The 23,203-nt window shown below is 33.3% G+C and carries 22 protein-coding genes; 2 read left to right on the top strand and 20 right to left on the bottom strand.

Annotation, left to right across the window (positions count from 1 at the left end):
• Window positions 1-214 precede the first annotated feature (214 nt).
• The 11 genes from RWL86_RS01770 to RWL86_RS01720 form a co-directional block, all read right to left on the bottom strand.
• Window positions 215-1,963, bottom strand: a complete 1,749-nt coding sequence (locus RWL86_RS01770; protein ID WP_314076887.1) for an ABC transporter ATP-binding protein — start codon at window positions 1,961-1,963, stop codon at window positions 215-217.
• Window positions 1,957-3,708, bottom strand: a complete 1,752-nt coding sequence (locus RWL86_RS01765) for an ABC transporter ATP-binding protein (protein ID WP_314076886.1) — start codon at window positions 3,706-3,708, stop codon at window positions 1,957-1,959. Before RWL86_RS01765 ends, RWL86_RS01770 begins: the two co-directional genes overlap by 7 nt.
• Before the next feature lie 330 nt (window positions 3,709-4,038).
• Window positions 4,039-5,109: a hypothetical protein gene (locus RWL86_RS01760; RefSeq protein WP_314076885.1), complete on the bottom strand. Its 1,071-nt coding sequence runs from the start codon at window positions 5,107-5,109 to the stop codon at window positions 4,039-4,041.
• 142 nt (window positions 5,110-5,251) lie between these two features.
• Complete coding sequence (gene arcC, locus RWL86_RS01755) at window positions 5,252-6,199, bottom strand: carbamate kinase (protein ID WP_314076884.1); 948 nt, start codon at window positions 6,197-6,199, stop codon at window positions 5,252-5,254.
• A 38-nt stretch (window positions 6,200-6,237) separates the two neighbouring features.
• Window positions 6,238-7,578, bottom strand: a complete 1,341-nt coding sequence (locus tag RWL86_RS01750) for a M20 family metallopeptidase (protein WP_314076883.1) — start codon at window positions 7,576-7,578, stop codon at window positions 6,238-6,240.
• 70 nt (window positions 7,579-7,648) lie between these two features.
• Window positions 7,649-9,190: a YfcC family protein gene (locus tag RWL86_RS01745; RefSeq protein ID WP_314076882.1), complete on the bottom strand. Its 1,542-nt coding sequence runs from the start codon at window positions 9,188-9,190 to the stop codon at window positions 7,649-7,651.
• Window positions 9,191-9,279: 89 nt separating this feature from the next.
• Window positions 9,280-10,293, bottom strand: a complete 1,014-nt coding sequence (argF, locus tag RWL86_RS01740; RefSeq protein ID WP_314076881.1) for an ornithine carbamoyltransferase — start codon at window positions 10,291-10,293, stop codon at window positions 9,280-9,282.
• Between the two features lie 67 nt (window positions 10,294-10,360).
• The gene (gene arcA, locus RWL86_RS01735) at window positions 10,361-11,578 is read right to left on the bottom strand and encodes an arginine deiminase (protein WP_314076880.1); all 1,218 of its coding nucleotides are present in this window, start codon (window positions 11,576-11,578) and stop codon (window positions 10,361-10,363) included.
• Window positions 11,579-12,126: 548 nt separating this feature from the next.
• Entirely contained in the window at window positions 12,127-12,447 is a 321-nt protein-coding gene (locus tag RWL86_RS01730) for a hypothetical protein (protein ID WP_314076879.1), read from the bottom strand.
• Window positions 12,448-12,530: 83 nt separating this feature from the next.
• Complete coding sequence (locus tag RWL86_RS01725; RefSeq protein ID WP_314076878.1) at window positions 12,531-13,268, bottom strand: prepilin peptidase; 738 nt, start codon at window positions 13,266-13,268, stop codon at window positions 12,531-12,533.
• Window positions 13,269-13,354: 86 nt separating this feature from the next.
• Window positions 13,355-14,530 carry an AI-2E family transporter gene (locus tag RWL86_RS01720; RefSeq protein ID WP_314076877.1) on the bottom strand — a complete coding sequence of 392 codons (1,176 nt, stop codon included), beginning with the start codon at window positions 14,528-14,530 and terminating at the stop codon, window positions 13,355-13,357.
• Window positions 14,531-14,669: 139 nt separating this feature from the next.
• Between RWL86_RS01720 and RWL86_RS01715 the strand changes: the two genes are divergently transcribed.
• Window positions 14,670-15,674 (top strand): lactonase family protein, encoded by a 1,005-nt coding sequence (locus RWL86_RS01715; protein ID WP_314076876.1) that lies wholly within the window; start codon window positions 14,670-14,672, stop codon window positions 15,672-15,674.
• A gap of 91 nt (window positions 15,675-15,765) precedes the next feature.
• Here RWL86_RS01715 and RWL86_RS01710 read toward each other — a convergent pair whose 3' ends face one another.
• Window positions 15,766-16,266, bottom strand: coding sequence for a PTS glucose transporter subunit IIA (locus RWL86_RS01710; protein ID WP_314076875.1), 501 nt, complete (start codon window positions 16,264-16,266; stop codon window positions 15,766-15,768).
• 165 nt (window positions 16,267-16,431) lie between these two features.
• Between RWL86_RS01710 and RWL86_RS01705 the strand changes: the two genes are divergently transcribed.
• Window positions 16,432-17,250 carry an undecaprenyl-diphosphate phosphatase gene (locus RWL86_RS01705; protein ID WP_314076891.1) on the top strand — a complete coding sequence of 273 codons (819 nt, stop codon included), beginning with the start codon at window positions 16,432-16,434 and terminating at the stop codon, window positions 17,248-17,250.
• A gap of 165 nt (window positions 17,251-17,415) precedes the next feature.
• On the opposite strand, the gene RWL86_RS01700 is transcribed toward RWL86_RS01705, so the two are convergent.
• From RWL86_RS01700 to RWL86_RS01665, 8 genes are all read right to left on the bottom strand, one after another.
• Window positions 17,416-17,793: a type II toxin-antitoxin system HicB family antitoxin gene (locus RWL86_RS01700; protein WP_314076874.1), complete on the bottom strand. Its 378-nt coding sequence runs from the start codon at window positions 17,791-17,793 to the stop codon at window positions 17,416-17,418.
• Window positions 17,794-17,861: 68 nt separating this feature from the next.
• On the bottom strand, window positions 17,862-18,017 hold the full coding sequence (locus tag RWL86_RS01695; RefSeq protein WP_314076873.1) for a type II toxin-antitoxin system HicA family toxin: 156 nt from the start codon (window positions 18,015-18,017) through the stop codon (window positions 17,862-17,864).
• 344 nt (window positions 18,018-18,361) lie between these two features.
• Complete coding sequence (locus tag RWL86_RS01690) at window positions 18,362-18,742, bottom strand: RidA family protein (RefSeq protein WP_314076872.1); 381 nt, start codon at window positions 18,740-18,742, stop codon at window positions 18,362-18,364.
• 11 nt (window positions 18,743-18,753) lie between these two features.
• Window positions 18,754-19,971 (bottom strand): aminotransferase class I/II-fold pyridoxal phosphate-dependent enzyme, encoded by a 1,218-nt coding sequence (locus tag RWL86_RS01685; RefSeq protein ID WP_314076871.1) that lies wholly within the window; start codon window positions 19,969-19,971, stop codon window positions 18,754-18,756.
• Window positions 19,972-20,107: 136 nt separating this feature from the next.
• Window positions 20,108-20,749 carry a CBS and ACT domain-containing protein gene (locus RWL86_RS01680; protein ID WP_314076870.1) on the bottom strand — a complete coding sequence of 214 codons (642 nt, stop codon included), beginning with the start codon at window positions 20,747-20,749 and terminating at the stop codon, window positions 20,108-20,110.
• Between the two features lie 2 nt (window positions 20,750-20,751).
• Window positions 20,752-21,456 carry an ABC transporter ATP-binding protein gene (locus RWL86_RS01675; protein ID WP_314076869.1) on the bottom strand — a complete coding sequence of 235 codons (705 nt, stop codon included), beginning with the start codon at window positions 21,454-21,456 and terminating at the stop codon, window positions 20,752-20,754.
• A gap of 2 nt (window positions 21,457-21,458) precedes the next feature.
• Window positions 21,459-22,232, bottom strand: a complete 774-nt coding sequence (locus tag RWL86_RS01670; RefSeq protein ID WP_006703806.1) for an ABC transporter ATP-binding protein — start codon at window positions 22,230-22,232, stop codon at window positions 21,459-21,461.
• Window positions 22,229-23,194 carry a branched-chain amino acid ABC transporter permease gene (locus tag RWL86_RS01665; RefSeq protein ID WP_020991214.1) on the bottom strand — a complete coding sequence of 322 codons (966 nt, stop codon included), beginning with the start codon at window positions 23,192-23,194 and terminating at the stop codon, window positions 22,229-22,231. Before RWL86_RS01665 ends, RWL86_RS01670 begins: the two co-directional genes overlap by 4 nt.
• Between the last annotated feature and the right edge of the window lie 9 nt (window positions 23,195-23,203).

The raw sequence follows: 23,203 nt of genomic DNA, 5'->3' as shown, positions 1-23,203 counted from the left end.
AAATTGTACATTTTTAAATTCCCACTTTTGTACATTTTTAGATTGACGTTTATACATAATCTTCCGTCAAGAAAAGAATAGACTTTTCGAAGTAGCGAATGTACTAGAAGCCAACAATTGGCTTCTAGTACTGGAAAATTCGAGACCTTAGGCTCGAATTTTAGCCAAGAGACCCGTAGGGGCTACTGGCGTCCAACGCTACATCAGACAAAGTCTAATTCTTTTCCACTTGTAGGCGGTACATCTGCGCGTACATTCCGTCTTGTTCGACTAATTCAGCATGATTCCCTTGTTCAATAATCTCACCCTTATCCAACACGAAAATTTTATCCGCATGAACAATCGTAGACAAACGATGCGCAATCATAACTGTCGTACGATCTTTCGACAGAACTTCCATCGCCTGCTGAATCATCCCTTCCGTTTGCGTATCCACATGAGAAGTCGCTTCATCCAACACTAAAATCGTTGGATTAAATGCTAACGCTCGCGCAAAAGAAATTAACTGACGTTCCCCAGACGAATACTCTGACCCTTTATCTTGAATCGGGATATCCAATCCTTCTTCAGAACGCTCTAAAATATGCTGACCACCCACTTGAATCAACGCATTTTCCATCACTTCAGTGGTAATTGCTGGATTCTCCATCCCAATATTACTTCCTAAAGTCCCAGCAAATAAGTACGGATCTTGTAGCACAATACCCATCTTCTCACGCACTTTCCGCTGATTCGATAACGCAATATTTTGATGATCAATCCAAATTTCTCCATCCGTTGGATCATAAAATCTAAATAACAAATTCATAATCGTAGACTTACCAGAACCAGTATGCCCTACAAAAGCAACTGTTTCACCCGCTTCAATCGTAAAAGAAATATTTTTCAACACAGGAGTTTTTCCATCATAAGAGAAAGATACATTTTTAAATTCAACTTTTCCATCTTCCATGACAAAATCAGCATCTCCCGATTTTTCGATTGGTGTTTCCATTAATTCAATCACTCGACCACCTGCAGCAAAAGCATGTTGCAATCCCGCAAAAATCTGTACTAAATTATCAATTGGATCATATAGACGATTAATATAGTCCACAATCGCATAAATAAATCCAGCCGTTAATCCTAATGTTCCTCCTAAATATTTCACACTTAAATATAAAACAGCAAACATTAATGTAACATTTCTTAGAAAACCGACGACACTCCAAGCTAAGAAAGATTCTACCTTTAATTCTTCAAGACCAATTTTTTTCCAATCTTGAACGATTGCTTCATACTCTTCATTCACTAGTTTCTCTTGTTGAAACACTTGAATAATAGACATACCTTGAATGATTTCATTTAATTTTCCATTCATATTACTAAAGCTCTCACGTAATGGACCTGTAAAAGCTCCAGCCTTTTTACTAAATACCAGTTGCCATAAAAGAATGGCTGGAATGACTAATAATAAAGCAGCTCCTAATCGAATATTAAGAGAAAAAATGACGACATAAATTCCAACAATAATGATAATACTATTTAACACATTGGCAGTTGCTGCAACAAAGAAGTTTTGACGAACAACTTCCGTATCATTCGTAATTTTTGATACAACTTTCCCTGCTGGTAAGGAATCAAAATAACGAATCGGTAAATGTTGAATTTTATCAAATAATTCATCTCTTAAACGTTTTGTTAAACGATTCGACATCACACTTAAGATAAAACGTCCAAAATAAGCCGATAACGCTGAAATGAGCAATAAGCCAAAATATACTGCGGCAAATTGAGTAATCTGCCCCCAATTAATTACACCTGAATTTTCTGATGGTGTAATGACCAAATCAATAAATTGTTTTGCAACAATTGGAGCATAAACTCCTGAAGCTGAAGCGAGTAATAATAAAATAAATCCAATAAAAAAGGAACGTTTTTCATAACGAATATAGCTTAATAACCAAAAAATTGTTTTTAGCATTCTTCGCTCACCTCTCCTTCTTCTAATTCTTGTTTCAAGTATTGTTCATAATACCAGCCTTTTTGTTCGAGCAAATCTTCATGAGTTCCCCTTGCCACAATCTGACCCTCTTCAAATACTAAAATACAGTCTGCATGTCGAATTGCAGATAATCGATGCGCTGTAATAATATTTGTTTGAGCATCTCTTTCTGATTTTAAATGATCCACAATTTGAATTTCTGTTTTAGCATCAACAGCTGATAGAGCATCATCGAGTAATAAAATTTCAGAATTTCTCAGTAAGGCACGAGCAATGGATAATCGTTGTTTTTGCCCACCACTTAAAGTAATCCCTTTTTCTCCGATCATTGTCTCCAATTGTTCTGGCATTCGACGAATATCTTCCGCTATCGCAGCTTGTTCTAGCACATCCCATGCAACTTGTTCTGTAATTTCCTTATTAGCAAGTTTTAAGTTTTCTAAAATGCTTTTTGAAAATAACACATGTTCTTGTGGCACATACGCCATTAAAGTATCCACCGATTGACGTTTCCAATGAATCAATTCCTTCTGATTCAGTAAAACTGTTTCATGATGGTAAGGATATTGATGTAAGAACTGTTTTAAGAAGGTCGTTTTACCCGAGCCTGTTTTTCCAACAATTCCAATCGTTTGTCCTTTTTTAATACTGACTGAAATATTTTTCAATGTTGGACTTTCTTCACCAGGATAAGTAAAGGAGAAATTTTCAAAACGAATTTCTTCGAATTGCCCTAATTCTTCCTGTCCATCTTCTTCTAAATCATCACTTGTTTCGAATAGTTCAAAAATTCTTTCAAACGAAACTTTTCCTTGTTGAATCATTACGACAATGTCTCCAATTAAATACAATGGAAAGACTAATAAACCGATATAAATTGGAAACGAAACTAAGCTCCCTAATAAAATTTTCCCTTCTTGAACAAGTCCTCCACCATAAATCAACCCAATCAACATACAAATTCCTACAACTACTTGTGCTAATGGAATAAATAACATTCCCAATTGAGCTACTGCAATATTTTTTTGAAGAGAATCTTCTGTTTTCTGCTGGAAAATTTGACTCATTCTATCTTCTTGCCCATAAGCTCGAATAACATAAGTTCCATCAATCATTTCTAATACTTCCGCATTCATATCAGAAATAGCCTTTTGAGCATCCCCAAATACTATTTCAATTTTATCCGTTAGACGATAGAGTGCATAGGCTAATACCGGCATCGGTAAAACGGAAATCAGCGTCAATTCCCACCAAACATTCATCACCATATTCGACAATACCGATAAAGTAATAAAGAATGCATTTAGAAACGCATATACTCCAAACCCTACTAAACTCCCAATCGTTTCAAGGTCTTCACTTGAACGAGTTACAATATCTCCAACTCTAAATTTTGTATAAAATGGTGCTTTTTTCCATAATAATTGCTTCATCGTTCCTAATCTTAAATTGGTAATATAGTCAAAACGCGCAAACCATATCCAATACATTAATACAGAATCCAACACATAAACTCCTACTAATGATAGGAAAAAGAATCCTATATATCCCAAAAGTTGTGATTGTGTCAATGATTGATCTACAATCGCATTGACAATTTGCCCTAATATTTTTGCAGGAACGACTAATAAATAACTATTTAAAATCGCACTACATACAATAATGACATATCTCACCCAGTGCTTTTTAAAATAAACCCCTAGGTGTTTCATAATGACTTTCATATATCCTCCTTACTCCCACAGAAATTTGACAAAAAAAGACTAGTTCCGTATACATATATACACAACTAGTCCCTCCACTTTTATCTATGAAAAAAAGCTAACCACCTACCACAGCAGACAGTTAGCCTCATTTCGCAAAACCAAAAATAATTAAAGTGAGTATATTAATACATTGTCATATTCTGTAAGGAGATTTTAGTTGTTTTGTTCAATTGTTGATGTTTTCCATTTAAGTTGTTCATTACAACTACCTCCTTCATATTATTTGTTAAACACTTTTGCTTAACACACTCATCGTACACCCAAATGAGATTTTTTGCAAGTGAAAACTTACACGCTTATACCATATAAATTTAAAAATGATACAATTCTCTCTTCTGGCGTTAATCGATTAAACGTTGGTAAGTTATCTACTTGCTTAATTTTAATAGACATTCTTTTTGCTAATGGGTTTAAGACATTACTTAAGTAAACTCCAAATAATCCTGAAACTAAAATCGTTGTTGGTTTAAATTGAAATTCTGCAAACATTTCTAAAAATTCTTCTTGAATTATTTTTGGATCAATTGAATCAATTAATTTTGTATAAGCAACAGCATCTTTATCCGCCATTTCAATGACAAATGGAATATTTTGTTTCAATATTTCAGAACTCACCAACTCTTGAACTCCAATTCTAACTTGCATCGAAACATTTACGGTCACTTCAATGCGTTCCATAAAATCAGCAAACTCAAATTCAGAAATTTGTAATTCAGCTGGTGTATTTGAAACATAATATTGATATTTTGGAATATCTTTTAATACTAACATTTTTTCTTGTTGAACATAATTTATCTCTTTTGTTCGTTGATTAAACGTAAATACTGGGTAAGTTTGATAATAGTTTTTTTGTTGCTTATTCCAAACTAACTCTAATTTTTCAAGATTTCCTTCTTGTAAAACTAGGGTGAATACTTGTTCAACAAATTTTCTATTTTGATTCGTTACAGCTGTATTTTTCCCAATATTTTCTTCAGTAAAATTTAAAATATTCGGTAATACTTCAAATTTCTCAACTTCAATTCCTAATCTTTCCATTCTTTGAATCTCAGTATCATAAATAATCGATTTCTTATCAAAACGAATTTGAATGCCTTTTGATAACCATTGTAAATCCAATTCTGATTGACGAGTCGCTCTCTCTAAGCGGCATTTCTTTTCAACAGTTGTTACAAACGCTAATTCTTCTTCATTTTTTAATAGTTGAATTACTAAACCTTTAGTATGATTCTTTTCAAATTGAAATACGAACTTTGTTTCACCTTTTAATGTTCTAAAAACAACATGCCCTTTTTTGGATGAAATCTTATTTAATTCTTGCTCTAATTGCAATGCTAACTCATACATTGATGAAGCCATCTAATCCTTCTCTCTTTAATAAATTTCCTACTCATATTACCATAATTCAACTGAAATATCATTGTATTTATGAAATTAATTGCATAAAAAAAGGATTAACGGTCATTCCGTCAATCCTTTTATCGCTTAATGTCTAATAAAATTAGCCAGCAACAACTTGTGTACCGCCATCACCTTTTAATACTTCAGCGATATTTTCTAATGAAGTAATGATAGCTTTACCTTGTGGGTAGTTTTCAACGAATGCAATTGCTGCTTCAACTTTTGGTAACATTGAACCAGGTGCAAATTGATTTTCTCCAATGTATTTTTTCAATTCGCTTGTTGTTACAGTTTCTAATTTTTGTTGATCTGGTTTATTGAAGTTTACATATACATTATCAACACCTGTTAACACGATGAATAAGTCTGCTCCAACTAATTCAGATAATGTTTGACTTGCAAAGTCTTTATCGATAACTGCTTCAACACCTGTTAAGAATTTAGTTTCTGGGTCTTCAACAACTGGGATACCTCCCCCACCTGCTGTAATTACAACAGTACCAGTAGCAATTAAGTTTTTAACTGTATTTACTTCTTTAATGCCAACTGGTTTTGGTGAAGGAACTACTTTACGGTAACCACGGCCTGCATCTTCTTTAAATGTTGCACCAGTAGCTGCTGCTTGTTCTTTAGCTTCTTCTTCAGTTAAGAATGGTCCAATTGGTTTAGTTGGATTAGAGAATGCTGGATCGTCTTTTGAAACGATTACTTGTGTTACTACTGCAGCTACATCTTTTTTAATGCCACGTGCTTGTAATTCATTGACTAATGCATTTTGTAACCAGAATCCGATTGATCCTTCTGTCATCGCAACACATGTATCTAATGGCATTGCTGGATTTTTTTCTGAATCAGCTGCTGCTTGTTGTAATAATAAGTTACCAACTTGTGGTCCATTACCGTGAGTAACAACTAATTCGTCTCCATTTTCAATGAATTGAACTAAGTATTTTGCTGTTTGAATTAATGCTTCTTGTTGTGCTTTTGCTGAAGCATCTGATGATAAAATTGCGTTACCGCCTAACGCTACTACGATTTTACGTGACATATTTATAAACTCCTTTATGATTAAAACTAAATCTTATACTATTTTTTACCTGCTAGTCGATATACTGCTTCGGCATAAATATCCATTGAATCAAATATATCTCTTAGCGACATTTTTTCATTTTCCATATGGAATGTAATTGGTGAATCTGGGAATACTGCTCCATAAGCCACACAATTTTTCATCGTACGAGCAAATGTTGCTCCTCCTGAAGATTGTGGTAAATGTGTTGTGTCACCAGTTTTTTCTTGGTATACAGCCATTAGTGTATCTACTAGAACACTATCTAATGGAACATACAATGGTCCTAAATAATCATATTCTTCATACTCTAATCCAAATTCTTTCGCTTTTTCAGATAAAGTTTTTACAATTGCATCTTTATCTGCTAATACTGGAATACGAATATCAATACGAATTTCTGATTTTTCTGGTGTAATGGTCACACCTGCTACATTGAATGTCAAACCACCTGATGGCTCATCTTCAATGTTCCCTAAAATACTACTTCCTGTAGCATCTTCTCCAACTACTTCTGAAATAAATGCTAATGCTGAATGATCAACAGCTGAATGAAGTCCTTTTACTAAGTGCACTAATGCATTCACACCAAGTGGTGCATCTTTTGCGTGTTTAGAAACTCCTAGAACAGTCACTTCATCCCCTTGCGTTTCATATTCAAATTTTAATGAAGATAATTTCTCTACTACTTTTGAGAAATACTCTCCTTTATAAGATGCTTTACCTGGTACTACATTGAAAGCATCTCCTGAATGAAAGTTTAAGGCGCTACTTCCTGGCCCATGTAATTTTACTTGTAATAAACCTTTTTCAGCATAGGTTAATGGGAATTCCGCATCAGGTGCAAATCCCATTGTCGCTACTTCTTCTAACTCGCCATAACGAGCTAAACAACGCCATAATGTTTCTTCATCAGTCCCAAAAATGAATCGAATTCGTTTATCAAATTCTACTCCTGCATCCATCAATGCTTTTACCGCATATAAGGCTGCCATTGAAGGACCTTTATCATCTTGAGTCCCTCTTCCATATAAGAAACCATCTTTTAAAACAGCTTCAAATGGAGGAGTATCCCAATTATTCAAATCTCCTGCTGGAACAACATCCAAATGACATAGAATGGCTAATGATTCTTCACCACTTCCCACTTCAGCATAACCATAATATCCTTTCGGATCAATGTAAGTGCTAAAGCCTAGTTCACGACATAATGCCAATGCATCTTCTAATGCAAATTGAATATCTTTTCCAAAAGGAGTGTCTCCTTCACCTTCATTTAGGACAGAAGGAATACGAACCAATCGTTTAATCGATTCAATACATTCTTCTTTATGTTTTTCTGTAATAAATGTGCTCATCGTATCCTCCTCAAGAAATAAGAAATCCCCCCTTAAATCGAGGGGAGTTCTTTTAATGTTATTTTACTAATTAAATATTAATGAATGTTCCTAAGATTAATAATAGGATTGAAACGCCCATTACAATACCTACTAATTTAGCAACAAATTTCCACCAAGTTGTAATTTCGATACGTCCTAATGCTAATGCACCCATTACGATACCAGAAGTTGGTGATAGTAAGTTTAGTACCCCATTTGCTGATTGGAAAGCAGTAATTACTAATGATTGAGATACATTTACGAATTCTCCTAAAGGAGCTAAGATACCAATTGTAGCACCTGCTAAACCTGAAGAAGAAGGAATTAAGAATGATAATGGTAAGTAGAAGATGTATGTTAATACGATAAACACTTGAGCTGATAAACCTGATAATGCATTTTCACCGAAGTTCAAGATTGTAGCTGTAATCATACCATCGTTCATAATTACTTGGATACCACGAGCTAATGCACAGATTAAAGCAACACCTAATAAATCTGCAGCACCTGCCATGAATACTTGAACGAATTTTTCTTCTTTCATTCTGTAAGTAATACCTACTAAAACAGCCATCATTAAGAATAACATTGTAATTTCAGGGAAGTACCATTCACCTAAAGGTAATGATTGACCGAATACTTGACCAATAAATGGAATACCAACGATAACTTCATTAATTTTTTCAAATACATGAATATTAAATTTAGCCCATGGAATTAAACTTAAAATCATGATAATGAATGTAAATACGAATACTGTTAATACAGCTTTTTGTTTACCACTTAATTCAGCATCTGTTTGTTCAACATTGAAGTATGATAAATCAGCTTCACGTGTAGCAAATGTATAAGATTTAGAATGATCTTTTTCTACTTTACTTGCATAGTTATATACATAGAATGCAGAAATTGCCCACATTACAATGAAGAAGATTAAACGTAATCCAATACCTTCTGCAACACTAATACCAGCTGCATCTGAAGCAACCCCTGTTGCAAATGGGTTAACAGTTGAAGCTAAACATCCGATTTGAGAACCAATTAATACAATTGCTACCCCGGTAATTGTATCAAAACCTACTGCTAACATTACAGGAACGATTAATGGGTAGAACGCCATTGTTTCTTCACCCATACCATAAGTTGTTCCACCTAATGCAAATAAGAACATTAAAACTGGAATTAAAGCTTTTTCGCGACCTTTATATTTACGAACGATTGAAGCAATCCCTACATCTAAAGCTCCTGTTTCAGTAACAACTCCTAAGAATCCACCAACCATTAAAATAAAGAATGAAACTTGAATCGCACCATCTGTTTTTAATGTGATTTCATTAGGTTCACCTTCGTTTAATTTATGATCACGTCCTAACATACCATATACTGGAGACATAACAACATCATAAAAACCTTGAGGGTTTGAATCAACTTGTTGGTATGTACCAGCGATTAAGTTGCCATCTTCTGTTTTATCATATTGTCCAGCTGGAATAATCCAAGTAAATAAAGCCATAATTGCAATGATAATAAATAAAACAGTATATGAAGAAGGCATTTTAAAACCTTTTTTTTCAGCTACTTGTTCTGACATAATAATATCCTCCATCTATTTATAAAAAAGACCATTCTGATTCTGATTCAACATCAGAACCAGAACGGCTTTCTCAGTTAGTTTTGTTATTAAACTTTGTTTACAAATAAGTTACCTGCAGTTAAAGCCATAATTGCTTTAATTGAGTGCATACGGTTTTCTGCTTGATCGAATTGACGAGCATATTTGCTACGGAATACTTCATCAGTAACTTCCATTTCTTTAATACCAAATTCTTCAGCGATTTTTTTACCGTATTCTGTTTCAGTATCATGGAATGCTGGTAAGCAGTGTAATACGATTAAATCTTCGTTTTCAGCTTTACGAACTAAGTCCATGTTAATTTGGTAAGGTTGTAATAAGTTTACACGTTCAGTGAATTTGTCTTCTTCACCCATTGATACCCATACGTCTGTGTATAATACATCTGCACCTTTAACAGCTTTTTCAGCATCGTCAGTAATTAATACACGAGCGCCGCTTTCTTTAGCATATCCTTCAGCTAAAGCAACTACTTCTTCTTCTGGGAATAATTCTTTTGGTGAGAAGATATGAACGTTCACACCTAAGATTGCACCTGTTACTAATAAGCTGTTTGCAACGTTGTTACGTCCGTCACCACAGTAAACTAATGTTAATCCTTCTAATTTACCGAAGTTTTCTTTAACAGTTAAGTAGTCAGCAATCATTTGTGTTGGATGCCATGCATCTGTTAAACCATTCCATACAGGAACGCCAGCGTATTTTGCTAAATCTTCACAGACTTGTTGGCTGAATCCACGGAATTCGATTCCATCAAACATACGGCCTAAAACTTTAGCAGTATCTTCCACTGATTCTTTCTTACCTAATTGGATATCGTTTTTACCTAAATATTCTGGGTGAGCACCTAAGTCAATTGCTGCAGTTGTGAAAGCTGCACGAGTACGAGTAGATGTTTTTTCGAATAATAAGGCAATGTTTTTACCTTCTAGGAATTTATGTGGAACACCACGTTTTTTCAAATCTTTAACGTGCGCTGAGAAGTCGATTAAATATTCGATTTCTGCACGAGAAAAATCTTTTTCTTTTAAAAAGCTACGGCCTTGGAACACTTGTGTCATATTTGGAATGACTCCTTTCAAAATTGTAATTCTAAATTAATTATATCATAAAAGATTCTTTTTTAAATTATAAATCTTCACGTTCGAATGGCATTGACATACAACGTGGGCCACCACGACCACGAACTAATTCACTACCGCGAATTTTGTGTAATTTAATACCATATTTTTCTAGGATTTCGTTTGTAACAACGTTACGGTCGTATACAACTACTTCTCCTGGTGCAATTGTTAATGTATTAGAGCCATCATTCCATTGTTCACGAGCAGCTTCTACTGGGTCGCCTCCACCGCAAGGGATTAATGTTACAGAAGGTAAACCTAATGCTTTAGCTAATACATTTTCTAATTTATCTTCAGTTAATTCAATGTTTAGCGCACCATTTTCTCCTTTTGTAATAGAGAATACTTTTAATCCGCCTTGAATTTCTGGATGGATAGTGAATTTATCATAATCGATATGTGTAAATACAGTATCTAAGTGCATGAATTTACGGTTTTCACCAATTACGAATGCTAATACTTGTTTGAAATCAGTTTCAGCAAATAATTTTTGAGCAATTTTTTCAATTGAACGAGCATCTGTACGTTGAGAAATACCTACAGCTAATACTTCTTTAGAAAGAACTAACTCATCTCCACCTTCGATACGAGTATCTTCAGTACGATCATAGAAGAATGGAACTTTTCCATTTCCGTATACTGGGTGATAAGTGAAAATATATTTACCATAAATTGTTTCACGGTTACGTGTATCTGCATACATGTGGTTTAATGAAACACCGTTTGCCATTGTAGCAAATGGATCACGAGTGAAGTATAAGTTTGGCATTGGATCAACTACAAATGGATAATCTGTTTCGTACATACCTGCTAAAGTTGTAGCTTCTGCTTGAACTTCAGTTTTACGGAACCCTTCCATTGTTTTCAATACCAAGTCAAATGTTGGTAATGATAGTAAGTAATCTTTAATTGCTTTTTGAGAAGCAACACTTGCTACACCAGCTTCTGATAACCATTCATCTACAAATTCTTCACGAACGCCTGCAGCATCAATTGCTTCAGCTGCTAATTGTTCTAAGTATAAAACTTCTACTCCAGCGTTACGAAGAGTTTCAGCAAATGCATCATGTTCTTTTTGAGCATCTTCTAAATATGGAATATCATCGAATAATAAACGTTCTAGATAGTCTGGCATCAAATTTTCTAACTCTTTACCTGGGCGATGCAAACAAACTTTCTTTAAGCGTCCAATTTCAGAAAATACGTGAATTGGGTTTGACATAATAGCCACCATCCTAATTAAAAATTTGAACAGTTATGAATTCATAGCTTAGGAAATAGAACCATAAGTTGATCAGACTTATTTTCATGCCATTTCCTTATACACCTATCTTACCGCTAAATGAATTCGTTTTCAAGTTAGTTTTTAGTTAAAATAATCTTTTTTGAATTTATTTTTACATTTGAATCAAAACGAGTTATTTCACTTTATTTTTTTGTTTTCTTTCATTTCATTTTTGCCATTTTTACTATCATTTAGGCGTTAAAACTTTTTGAAAGTATTCATAAAATCATTATCTTTCATAGGAAAATGATTTCTTTTTATGAAATGTCTTTCTTCGTTAATTCTTATGTTTTTTATATCTGAAAAAACTCATTTTATTTAATTACATTTTAATGTTTTTAACCTTTTTGTTAATTATACCTATAGTTTTTCTACAATTTTTCTTCTACCAACTACTTTCAAGCCGTTTATTTCCATATATTCCCTATAAATAAAGCACAAAAAAGACGATAGCCTATTCTTCTATCGTCTTTACACATCTAAATTTATTTTCGAATATAGATTTTTTGAATGAAACTTCCTAATAAATTGCCAACAAGAGAAATCACTCCATATACTACAATATAAAAAGTAGCCGTTTCATTGTAATAAATATAAATTATCGGAATAAAGAGTGCCATTACTAAAATGGAATACACTAAAGAAAACGAATATTTTATACCGTATACAATAGCACTCAAAAGACACACAAGAGGAAACAGTATTAATAATGTTAACATTCCACTTTCTCTATCGATAAGGGGGAATCCATAAAAAGCTAAAACCATAAATAATAAGTAAGGAATTTGATTTTGTATTTTCTTCATGTGCTCACTCCTAGATTTTATTCTTCAATAATAAATCATAAAAATATTTTTTTCAATCTAATCTTATACTTTCCCCTTCATCTTTACCACCCAAACCATTCCACACCTAAACTCATCACTAATAGTTGGGCTATCACAATAAAAGGAACAAATGCAACTCTTTCTATTCGCTCTTTTTTAACAATCAACAATAACCCCAATATTCCTCCACCTACTACAAATGAAAGTAAACCAATGAGTATAATTTCTTTTATCGGATACCACAAAGCAACTGTCGCTAAATAATAACAATCTCCCAGTCCAAATACTTCTTCCTTCCATAGTAAATAACCGACAGTATAAATCCCTCCATAAAATGCTCCCGCAACTAACACAGACTCTAGATAAATGTTACCCCGTAAACAACCGATTCCAATTACAATATGAAGCAATCCGATTATCACCAAACCTTTCGGATAAATCACTTGCTCTTGCAAATCCGTTAAACTACAAAACACGGCTAAACTTGCCAACAACCACAAATCTAGTAATCCCATCCATTCTCTTCCATTCCAGATTCCTGTCATAAGTATGAACATCAATCCTGATACAACTTCTACCATCCAATAACGAGGTGAAATATTTCTTCCACAATAACGACATTTTCCTCTTAACCACATCCATGAAAGAACTGGGATCAAATCTTTCCAACTTAATTCATGCAGGCACTCAACACAATGAGAATGCCCTCGAATAAAATTTTCTTCCTTCTGTAATCTTAAAGCGACTACATTCAAAAAACTCCCAATACAACAACCAACTATAAAACTCCATATCCACACAAAAAAGCACTCCTTTCGATATCAGCTTTCGTTATTTTTCTTCTATCTATAACTATGCTTTTTTTCGAAAAAAATGCTTTTTATTGTTAATTTTCTATTAAAATTTCTTCTTTTTCTATGTCTTCCTTATACAAGCCAGAATATTCTTTATACCAATCAAATATATGAGTAATAATGACTTTCAAGACTGCATAACCAGGAACGCCTAATAAAAGTCCCACTAAACCAAAAATTTTACCTGTTGATAGTAATACTACTAAAATGGTTACTGGATGAATTTGTAATGAATTTCCTAAAATTAATGGTGAAACGATTCTTCCTTCTAAGGTTTGTTCGATTACAAATACAATAAATACTTGAACAAACATCCAAGGTGAGATAACAAAACCAACAATTAATGCAGGTAAAATTCCAAAGAATGAACCCACATATGGAATCACATTTAATGCACCTGCTAAAATCGCAATCGTTACCCCATACGGTAAACCGATAATCGCATATCCAATCGAGAACATAATGGCTACCGCAATCGCAACCGTTAATTGTCCTCGAATATAAGAACTAATTTGTTGATTCATTTCTATTAATACGATACTCATACGTCTACGCGAACGAGTTGGAAAAACTTGTAGTAATGCAGGTAAAATTTTCTCCCCATCTTGTAATAAATAGAATAGAAGAATTGGCATTGTAATAATTCCAATCATAAATTCTCCAACTGCTCCAACGACATTTCCAATTCCGCTAAACGTTACATTCAACAGACCATTCACTCTTGTTCCTAATGACTGTATAAAATCCATATTAATTCCATTCAACTGTTCTTGCACTGCTGAAAAAGTATTACTTTGTACCACACGTTCGACTTGTTGACTAATAATTTGGTAATAAATTGGTAATTGCGTTACCAATTCTTTTAACTGTTTTTCTACTATAGGAATAAAACTAAAAATTGCTGCCAATAACAAGACAATTAGTAAAATAAAGTTCAGTAAAATTGCCACAGATTTATGAACGCCCTTTTCCACTAAAAAATCTTGAATCGGTTTAACCATATAAAATAAAATTCCGGCACCTACCATTGGAAATCCAATAATGGAGAAAAATCCTTTTAATGGAGAAAAAATGTAAGAGATTTTAGTAAAAACAAAAATATTAATTAAAAGGAGTAAAATCACCAATAATGTACTCACTAATTGATTATTTAAAAACCATTTCCAAAACCATGATTTCGTTGAAGTTGTTTGTTCTGTTTCTTCCATTCAAGGCACCTCGTTTTCTAAAATTTAGCTCTAGTGTATCATATTTTCAACTAAATAAAAATTTTTGAGAAGGAATTTTTTATTTTTTTTTTAAACCGTGCTACTATATTCTCAATGATACATTAAGGAGTTGATTGATATGACTGAAAAGTTCTTTCTAGGGACTTATACAAAACGTGTAAGTAAAGGAATTTATTCTGTTCAATTAGATACTGAAAAAAAACAATTCTCAAATCTGACTTTAGAAGCAGAAATCGAAAACCCAACTTATCTAGCATTGAATACTGACCGTTCACTACTCGCAGCAGTTTCAAAGGAAGAAACTGGTGGAATTACGGTATTCAATACACAAGCAGCAGAGACTTTAACGAAAGTTTCTCACTATCATGATACAACAGCCGTTCCTTGTTATATTGCATTCAATAAAGAATCCAATCATTTATTAGCCGCTAATTATCACGAAGGACATGTTTCTTCTTATCAATTTGATGCAGCAGTGACATTAACAGATCGTGTCATCCATCCTTCTCTTGAAGATAAGCAACCGCATGTTCATTACACGGACTATACACCTGATGAAAAATGGATTGTAGTCTGTGATTTAGGAAGTGACATTGTAGCTACTTATCAACAAGATGGTGAAAAACTTCAAAGAATTTCTACCTATAATAGTAGAAAAGGAGCAGGTCCTCGTCATTTAGCTTTCCATCCCACTCTTCCAATTGCGTATTTAATTTGTGAATTGAATGCTAGTATTGAAGTGTTAGCGTACGACGCTAAAAATGGGAGCTTCACTTTTATTGAACAGCACTTATTAACAACAACTGAACAACAAGCATGGGGTGGTGCTATTCATTTAACAACAAATGGGAAATTCCTATACGCTAGTAATCGTGGTTACGATCGTATTTATGTTTTCCAAATTCAAGAAAACACAGGATTATTAACATTTGTAGCTGATTACGATACTTTCGGAAGTGTCCCACGGGATTTCCATTTAAGTAAGGATGAACGCTTTATCGTAATTGGACATCAAGAATCCGACAATTTAACTCTTTATGAACGTAATATTGAAACGGGAACATTAACCCTTTGTCAAAAAGACTTCTTCGCACCAGAAGTAGTTTGCGTCATTCCATTTTAGACAAAAATATAACTCCCCTGAAAACCTCAGGGGAGTTTCTTGTAAAAGTGTTCATGAATTATAAAAATGAGAAAAGTCTTTCGAATTCATATTATAAGTTAACTGTTGCTTCACCAATTTTAAAAGATGCTGATGTGCTTCCTGTTGTAATTGATAAGTTTGCAATTTTATCCATATTTGTTAAAGCTACAATCATAGGAGTATCTTTACCAGCTGCTTTTACTGCTTCTAAATCTACAGTAGAAATCACTGTATTTTGATCTACACGTTGTCCCACAGTTACAACTGTATCAAAAGGAGCCCCTTGTAATTCCACTGTGTCAATCCCCATATGTAATAATACTTCTACATCATTATCTGTTTTAATTCCTACAGCATGTTTTGTTGGGAAAACATTAATTACTTCCCCAACTACAGGTGAAGTAATCACTCCAGAAGTTGGTAATACTGCATAACCATCTCCCATGAATTTTTGAGAAAATACTGGGTCATTAATTTCTGTAATGGCTACTACTTCTCCTTCAGCAACTGCAAATAATTCTAACTCAGGGGTTACTTCTTTTTTTGCTTTCTTTTTGAAAAATCCGAACATCTAATCATCCTCTCAACTTATTTACCGCTAGTATAACATATTTCTGAAATTTTTTTGAATAAAAATCCTATTCCTTTTATATTTTTTTAGATTTTTATAGAAATTTTACTCGTAAACCTTTATACTTACATTCAGACATAATAAAGGAGTGATATTTTGATTACAATGATTGAAATCATTAAAACAATAATTCTTGGAATTATTGAAGGAGTAACAGAATGGTTACCGATTAGTAGTACAGGACATTTAATTTTAGCGAATGAAATTTTACAATTAGACGTTAGTCCGAAGTTTCAAGATATGTTTAATGTAGTCATCCAACTGGGCGCCATTTTTGCCGTTGTGATTTTATACTTTAACAAATTAAATCCATTTGAAGGTAAAAAAACTCGCAAAGAATTTTTAGCGACAATTGAGCTATGGAAAAAAGTTATTATCGGTTGTATTCCTGCTATCGTTGGGGGATTATTATTAAACGACTTTATGGATGAATACTTTAATAAAGCAATCGTGATTGCAACAACTTTAATTGTTTACGGGATTGCATTTATTGTCATCGAGCGTCGTCATAAAACAGTTGAACCTCGTATCCATTCATTTGAAGAACTAGATTATGTAACAGCTATTAAAATTGGTTTATTCCAAACTCTAGCATTAATTCCAGGAACATCTCGTTCAGGTTCTACCATTTTAGGTGGATTATTAGTTGGCACTAATCGTTTTGTTGCGACTGAGTTTTCTTTCTTTATGAGTATTCCAATTATGTTTGGAGCTAGTGGGTTAAAATTATTAAAATTTGGATTCCACTATACAAGTGCAGAATTGATTATTTTATTAGTGGGATCAGTAGTTTCTTTCTTCGTTTCACTAATTGTTATCAAATTCTTATTGAGCTATTTAAAACGAAACGACTTCCAAGCATTTGGTTGGTATCGTATTATTCTAGGGATTATCGTATTAGCTAGTTCGTTTTTCCTTAAATAACAGTCGAAAAGGTATTTTATTGTAGTATTAGGACGCCAGTAGCCCTTCGGTCTCTTGGTTAAAAACAGCCAGCAGAAATTTCTGCTGGCTGTTTTTTCTCTTTCCGCTTGTATTTAATAAAATCCCTTTCTACAATCATTTAAAATATTCTATCATAACGAAATTTTAAAGCCCTAATTCTTTCTTTAAAGCAAATTGTAAAACACTAGAAAAATTGATAGATTTTTCTTCTGACAAATCATTTAACCATTTGGGGATTGTTAAAGTTTTCTTAACAGATTGTTGATTTGCTTTGTCTTTAATTGGCTCTTCCCATATATCAATATAAATCAACATTTCCTCATCTTTTGCTTTATATCTTGATGGTTTTGGGATTTCGATATTATTTTTATACATCGTAAAAAGCATAGCTTTTAAAACATCTTTTGCATTCTCAATCACTTCTTCTTCACTTTCTCCATCAGTAAACACATTGTCTAATCCTGGAAAATCTGCATAATAAACATCTTCTTCTTTTGTAATAACGCACGGGAACAATAACATTTTGTTGAACCTCCTAAAATTTAAGATAAAGGGCTAAAATTTTAGCCCTGTTATCTTTTCTATCTTCATTAGAGTTCCTGACGAAATATCTTTTTTGTACATTTTACTGGACAACTAATTCCGTCTTTTGTGTAGATTTCATGAGAACCAGAAGTGTGATCTAAGATCCATCCAGCTTTCAAAAGCATCTTTCTAACGAGTTTGTAAGGTTTTACTTTTGACATATGTCGCCTCCTTACATTTATAATTATACGTATTTTAAACACGTATTTCAAATCTAACCTAGACCAGAAGTTGTATTTTCTTGCTGTTTTTTGTTTGTTTTTTGATTTCATTTTAGGTACATACTTATAGATTAGAAGTCATCGAAGGTACAGAGTTGTATAACTAGGTGACCTTTTTTGTATATTGGAGTGATATTTCATGACCGATAGTATTATTGAGTTAAAAGATTTCAAAGATTACTGAACTTTTATGATTAATTTTTCGAACATACTTTTTATATAAAAAAACTACAAGTAGTTTTGTTCTACTTGTAGTTTTCTGATTACAGTTGTTCGACAAATCCTTATTGACAAGCGATTGCTTGGATTTCTACTAATGCATTTTTTGGTAATGCTACTACTTGGAAAGCTGCACGTGCTGGGCAGTTTTCTTTGAAATAAGTCGCATAAACTTCATTCATTTGTTGGAAATGAGCAATATCACTTAAATAAATGGTTGTACTTACTACATTCTCTAATGTCATTCCAGCTTGATCTAAAATCGCTTGAATATTTTTCAATGATTGATGAGTTTGGCTAACAATATCCTCACCTGCAAATTCTCCTGTTTCTGGTACGATTGGTAATTGTCCTGAAACGTACAAGAAATTTCCTGAACATAATACTCCTTGCGAATAAGGTCCAATTGCTGCGGGTGCTTTATCTGTATGAATAATTTTTTTCATGTTTCTCTCCTTTAAATAAATACATATTTTTTCATTCTCTCACAAGCTTCTTGAATTCTTGTAAACGGTAATGCTACATTTAATCGAATATGAGTTGGACCATTGAAGATTCTACCATCTTGCCAAGCTACTCCCACATCTGATCCTCGTTTTTGTAATTCATCAATTGTAATACCATTTTTTTCTAAATACTCTTTACAATCGATAAAAATCACATAGGTGCCTTCTGTATTTGTCACAGATACTCCTTCAAAATGATCACGAATATAGTCACAAACATAGGTCATATTTTGATACAATACTTGTCTTAATTCTTCCAACCACTCATATCCTTCTGGTTGATAAGCGCCCATTAAAGCGTGCATCGATAATACATTCATCACATTATAATGAGACTTACTACCTTTTGCATTAATTCTATCACGTAATAAATCACTATAAATTATATGATAAGCAGCTACTAAACCAGCTAAGTTAAATGTCTTACTTGGTGCATAAAATGCAATCGTACGATTCTTGGCATCTTCAGACACACTTTGAGTTGGAATATGTTTCACTCCTGGCATGACTAAATCCGACCAAATCTCATCAGAAATGACCGTAACATCATGTTTTTGATAAATCATCATTACTTTTTCTAATTCTTCACGATTCCAAACACGACCTGTTGGATTATGTGGTGAACAGAAAATAGATACATGAATACGATATTTGCGAATTTTTTCTTCCATATCTTTATAGTCGATACGGTAAACTCCTTCTTCATCTTTTACTAATGGACTTAGTACAATATTAAATCCGTTATTTTTTAAAACTTCTGTAAATCCTCCATAAGTTGGACTATGAACTAAGATAGAGTCTCCTGGTGATGCAAAAGAAGTTAATGCTGAAACTACTCCTCCTAGTACACTATTGTGATAGCCAATATGTTTTGCAGTTAACCCTTCCACTTGATGGTGAAATTGGTGCCAACGAATAATGGCATTATAATATTCTTTTGGTTGCATGAAATAACCAAAAACTGGATGTTCTAACCGTTCTTTCATCGCTTGAATCACTGTTGGAACTGTTGCGAAATTCATATCTGCAATCCACATAGGAATTACATCGAACCCTTCCTTAGGTGGGTTTGGTGCTTTACCTGGAATCAATCCTAATCCGTCAACAGCCATCGCATCTTTTCCATGACGGTTTATTTCTGTTGTAAAATCATATTTCATCTCATTCATTCCTTTCCTCTCATATAGCAGTACTAGTATAGCAGAAAAGCTCCCATGAAAAAAGAAAAGCTACTAACTTCTATCAAACAAAGAAATAGACTTTTCCAAAAGCCTTAGCCTTTTGGAAAAGTCTATAATTTATCCTCTATTTTTTCATTGACGAAATAATACGATATCCTCTTTGTGCGATAAAGTCTGCTACTTCATCTGGATTTTCAGAATCTACGTGAAGTACTACTTGTACTTTTCCTTCACGGTGATACACAGAAATGGTATCTACATTGACATTATGATCACGTAAAACATTTGAGATATCTTCTAATGGTCCAGGTTTATCTTCATTAATTTCGATAAATAAACGAGAACCCGGAGTGTTATAACCTGAAATATCAATGAACGCATCCATAATATCTTTATCAGTAATAATTCCTACTAAGTTTCCTCTGGATTCAAGAACTGGTAAAACGCCAATTCCTTGTTGTCTCATAATAGAAGCAGCTTCTTCTAAGACAGCAGTTGGTTTTACAGTAATGACTTGTTTCAACATAATATCTTTAGCAGTTGTTTTATTTAATAAGTAGTTTAATTCATGCACACTTAAACTTGTTGCCATTGAAGGTGAGTTTTGAGCTACTAATTCAGCTGTTAATAATCCTACTAATTTGTCTCCTTCAACGACTGGAAGACGATGCACATCATGTTCTTTCATTAAATCTAATGCTTTCATAACCGTTGTATTTGGTTCAACCGTTATTAAGTTTGTTGACATATAATCTTTTACTTCCATGATTATCCCCCTAAATATGCTTTTTGAACATCTTCACTTTCAAGTAATTCCTTACCTGTACCTGATAATACCACAGATCCTGTTTCTAATACATACCCTCTTGATGCAATCGATAATGCCATTTTTGCATTTTGCTCAATTAGTAATACAGTTGTTCCTTGTTTTTGAATTTCTTGAATGATATTGAAGATTTCTTTAATGAAAATTGGTGCTAATCCCATTGATGGTTCATCTAATAACAATAATTTTGGACGAGTCATTAGCGCACGTCCCATCGCTAACATTTGTTGTTCCCCACCTGATAATGTCGCAGCATCTTGATTTTTTCGTTCTTCTAAAATTGGGAATCTCTCAAAGATTGCTTTCATATCTTTTTGAATTTCCTCTTTATCATTTCTTAAAAATGCTCCTAAATCAAGGTTTTCTTTTACCGAAAGTCCTCTAAATACGTGACGACCTTCTGGAACTTGTGCTAAACCTAATGAAACAATTTTTTTCGCAGGTAATTTCGTAATATCTTGACCTAAATATTCAATTGTTCCAGCGCTTGGACGTACCAAACCTGATAAAGTTTTTAAAATGGTTGATTTTCCAGCACCATTAGCACCGATTAGAGAAACAATTTCTCCTTCGTTAACAGTAAAGCTTACATCTTTAACGGCTTGAATCATGCCATAATGTACACTTAAATCTTTTACTTCTAACATGATTACTCTCCTCCTAAGTAAGCACGAATAACATCAGGATTTTTCTTAATTTCTTCTGGTGTTCCATGTGCTAATAACCTTCCATATTCTAATACATATAGACGTTGGCAAATTTCCATCACTAATGACATATCGTGTTCAATTAATACAACTGTTAATCCGAATTGTTCTTGGATTTGCGCAATTAATTTTGTTAGATTTGCTGTTTCTTGCGGATTCATCCCTGCAGCAGGTTCATCTAAAAATAAAATTTTTGGTTTTGTTGCTAAGGCACGAACAATTTCTAATTCACGTTGTTGTCCATAAGCTAAGTTTTTTGCTTTATCTTGAGCAAATGATTCTAAGTTGAAAATTTTTAATAATTCTAGCGCTTCTTCTTTCATCATTTTTTCTGTTTCATAATAAGCTTTTGTTCTGAATAAACTTGAGAATAATGAATTCCCTTCATGCGCATGCATCGCTACCATTACATTTTCTAATACTGTTAAATCTTTAAATAAACGAATATTTTGGAAGGTACGTGCTAATCCTAATTCTGTAATTTTATTAGGTGCAATTCCATTTAATAATGTTTTACCATTTTCAGTTTCTAATTCAATAGTTCCTTCTGTTGGAACGTATACCCCTGTTAAAAGGTTGAAGAATGTTGTTTTACCGGCACCATTTGGTCCAATTAATCCAATTAATTCTCCTTTTTCAGCTTTAAGAGAAACGTTTGAAACAGCTGATAATCCACCGAAATTTTTTGTTAAACCTTTTACTTCTAATAAACTCATTCTGTTTCTCCTTTCTCTTTTTTCTTCAATTTATTACTTAAGAATGTACCAAAACGAAATTCCCAAGTTCCTAACAATCCACCTGGACGGAAGATCATAATTAAGATTAACGCTACTGCGTAAATAATCATACGTAATTGTCCAAATGGTTGTAAGAATGTATTAATAATTCCAAGTAAAATTGCTGCTACAAATGAACCTGTAAAACTACCGATTCCTCCGAATACAACAATAATTAATACATCAATTGATTTCATAAATGTAAAGTCACTTGGTGTTACAGTTCCTAAATAAGTGGCTGTTAATGTTCCACCAATACTTGCTGTAGCTGCTCCAATGATGAAAGCTAACATTTTATAGCGAGTAACATTTACCCCCATTGACTCTGCTGCAATTTCATCTTGTAATACAGCATAAGTCGCACGACCTGCACTACTATTAGCATAGTTTAATACTAAAATAGTTGTTAAAACTAACGCAATATAAACAATTGTCCATGTTGTTGTTAATGGAACCCCACTAATCCCTGCAGCACCATTTGTAATTTTCATATTATTTAATGCTACACGAATAATTTCTGCAACTCCTAATGTTGCAATGGCTAAGTAGTCCCCTTTTAAACGAAGTGTTGGTAAACCAACTAAATAAGCAATCACGATTGAAATGACTACTCCAACTACCATACCAGCAAATAAACCAGCTAAACCACTAACCGCTTTACCGATAATAGCAGCACTATAAGCACCAATCGCAATAAATCCAGCATGCCCTAGTGAGAATTGACCTGCAACCCCCAAGATTAAATTTAATCCGACTGCGAAAATAATATTAATCATGATGTTAATAAAAGTACTTTCATAATAGAAATTAATCACTCCTACTTGAACTAACACTTGAAGTAATAAATAAATGACTACTGCAGAAGCTAACCAAATAAGATTTTTCTGATGAAATCGTTGCATGTTTCTCAC

This window comes from uncultured Granulicatella sp. (assembly GCF_963515095.1).
Lineage (GTDB): Bacteria > Bacillota > Bacilli > Lactobacillales > Aerococcaceae > Granulicatella.
This window is presented reverse-complemented; position numbering and strand designations above follow the sequence as displayed.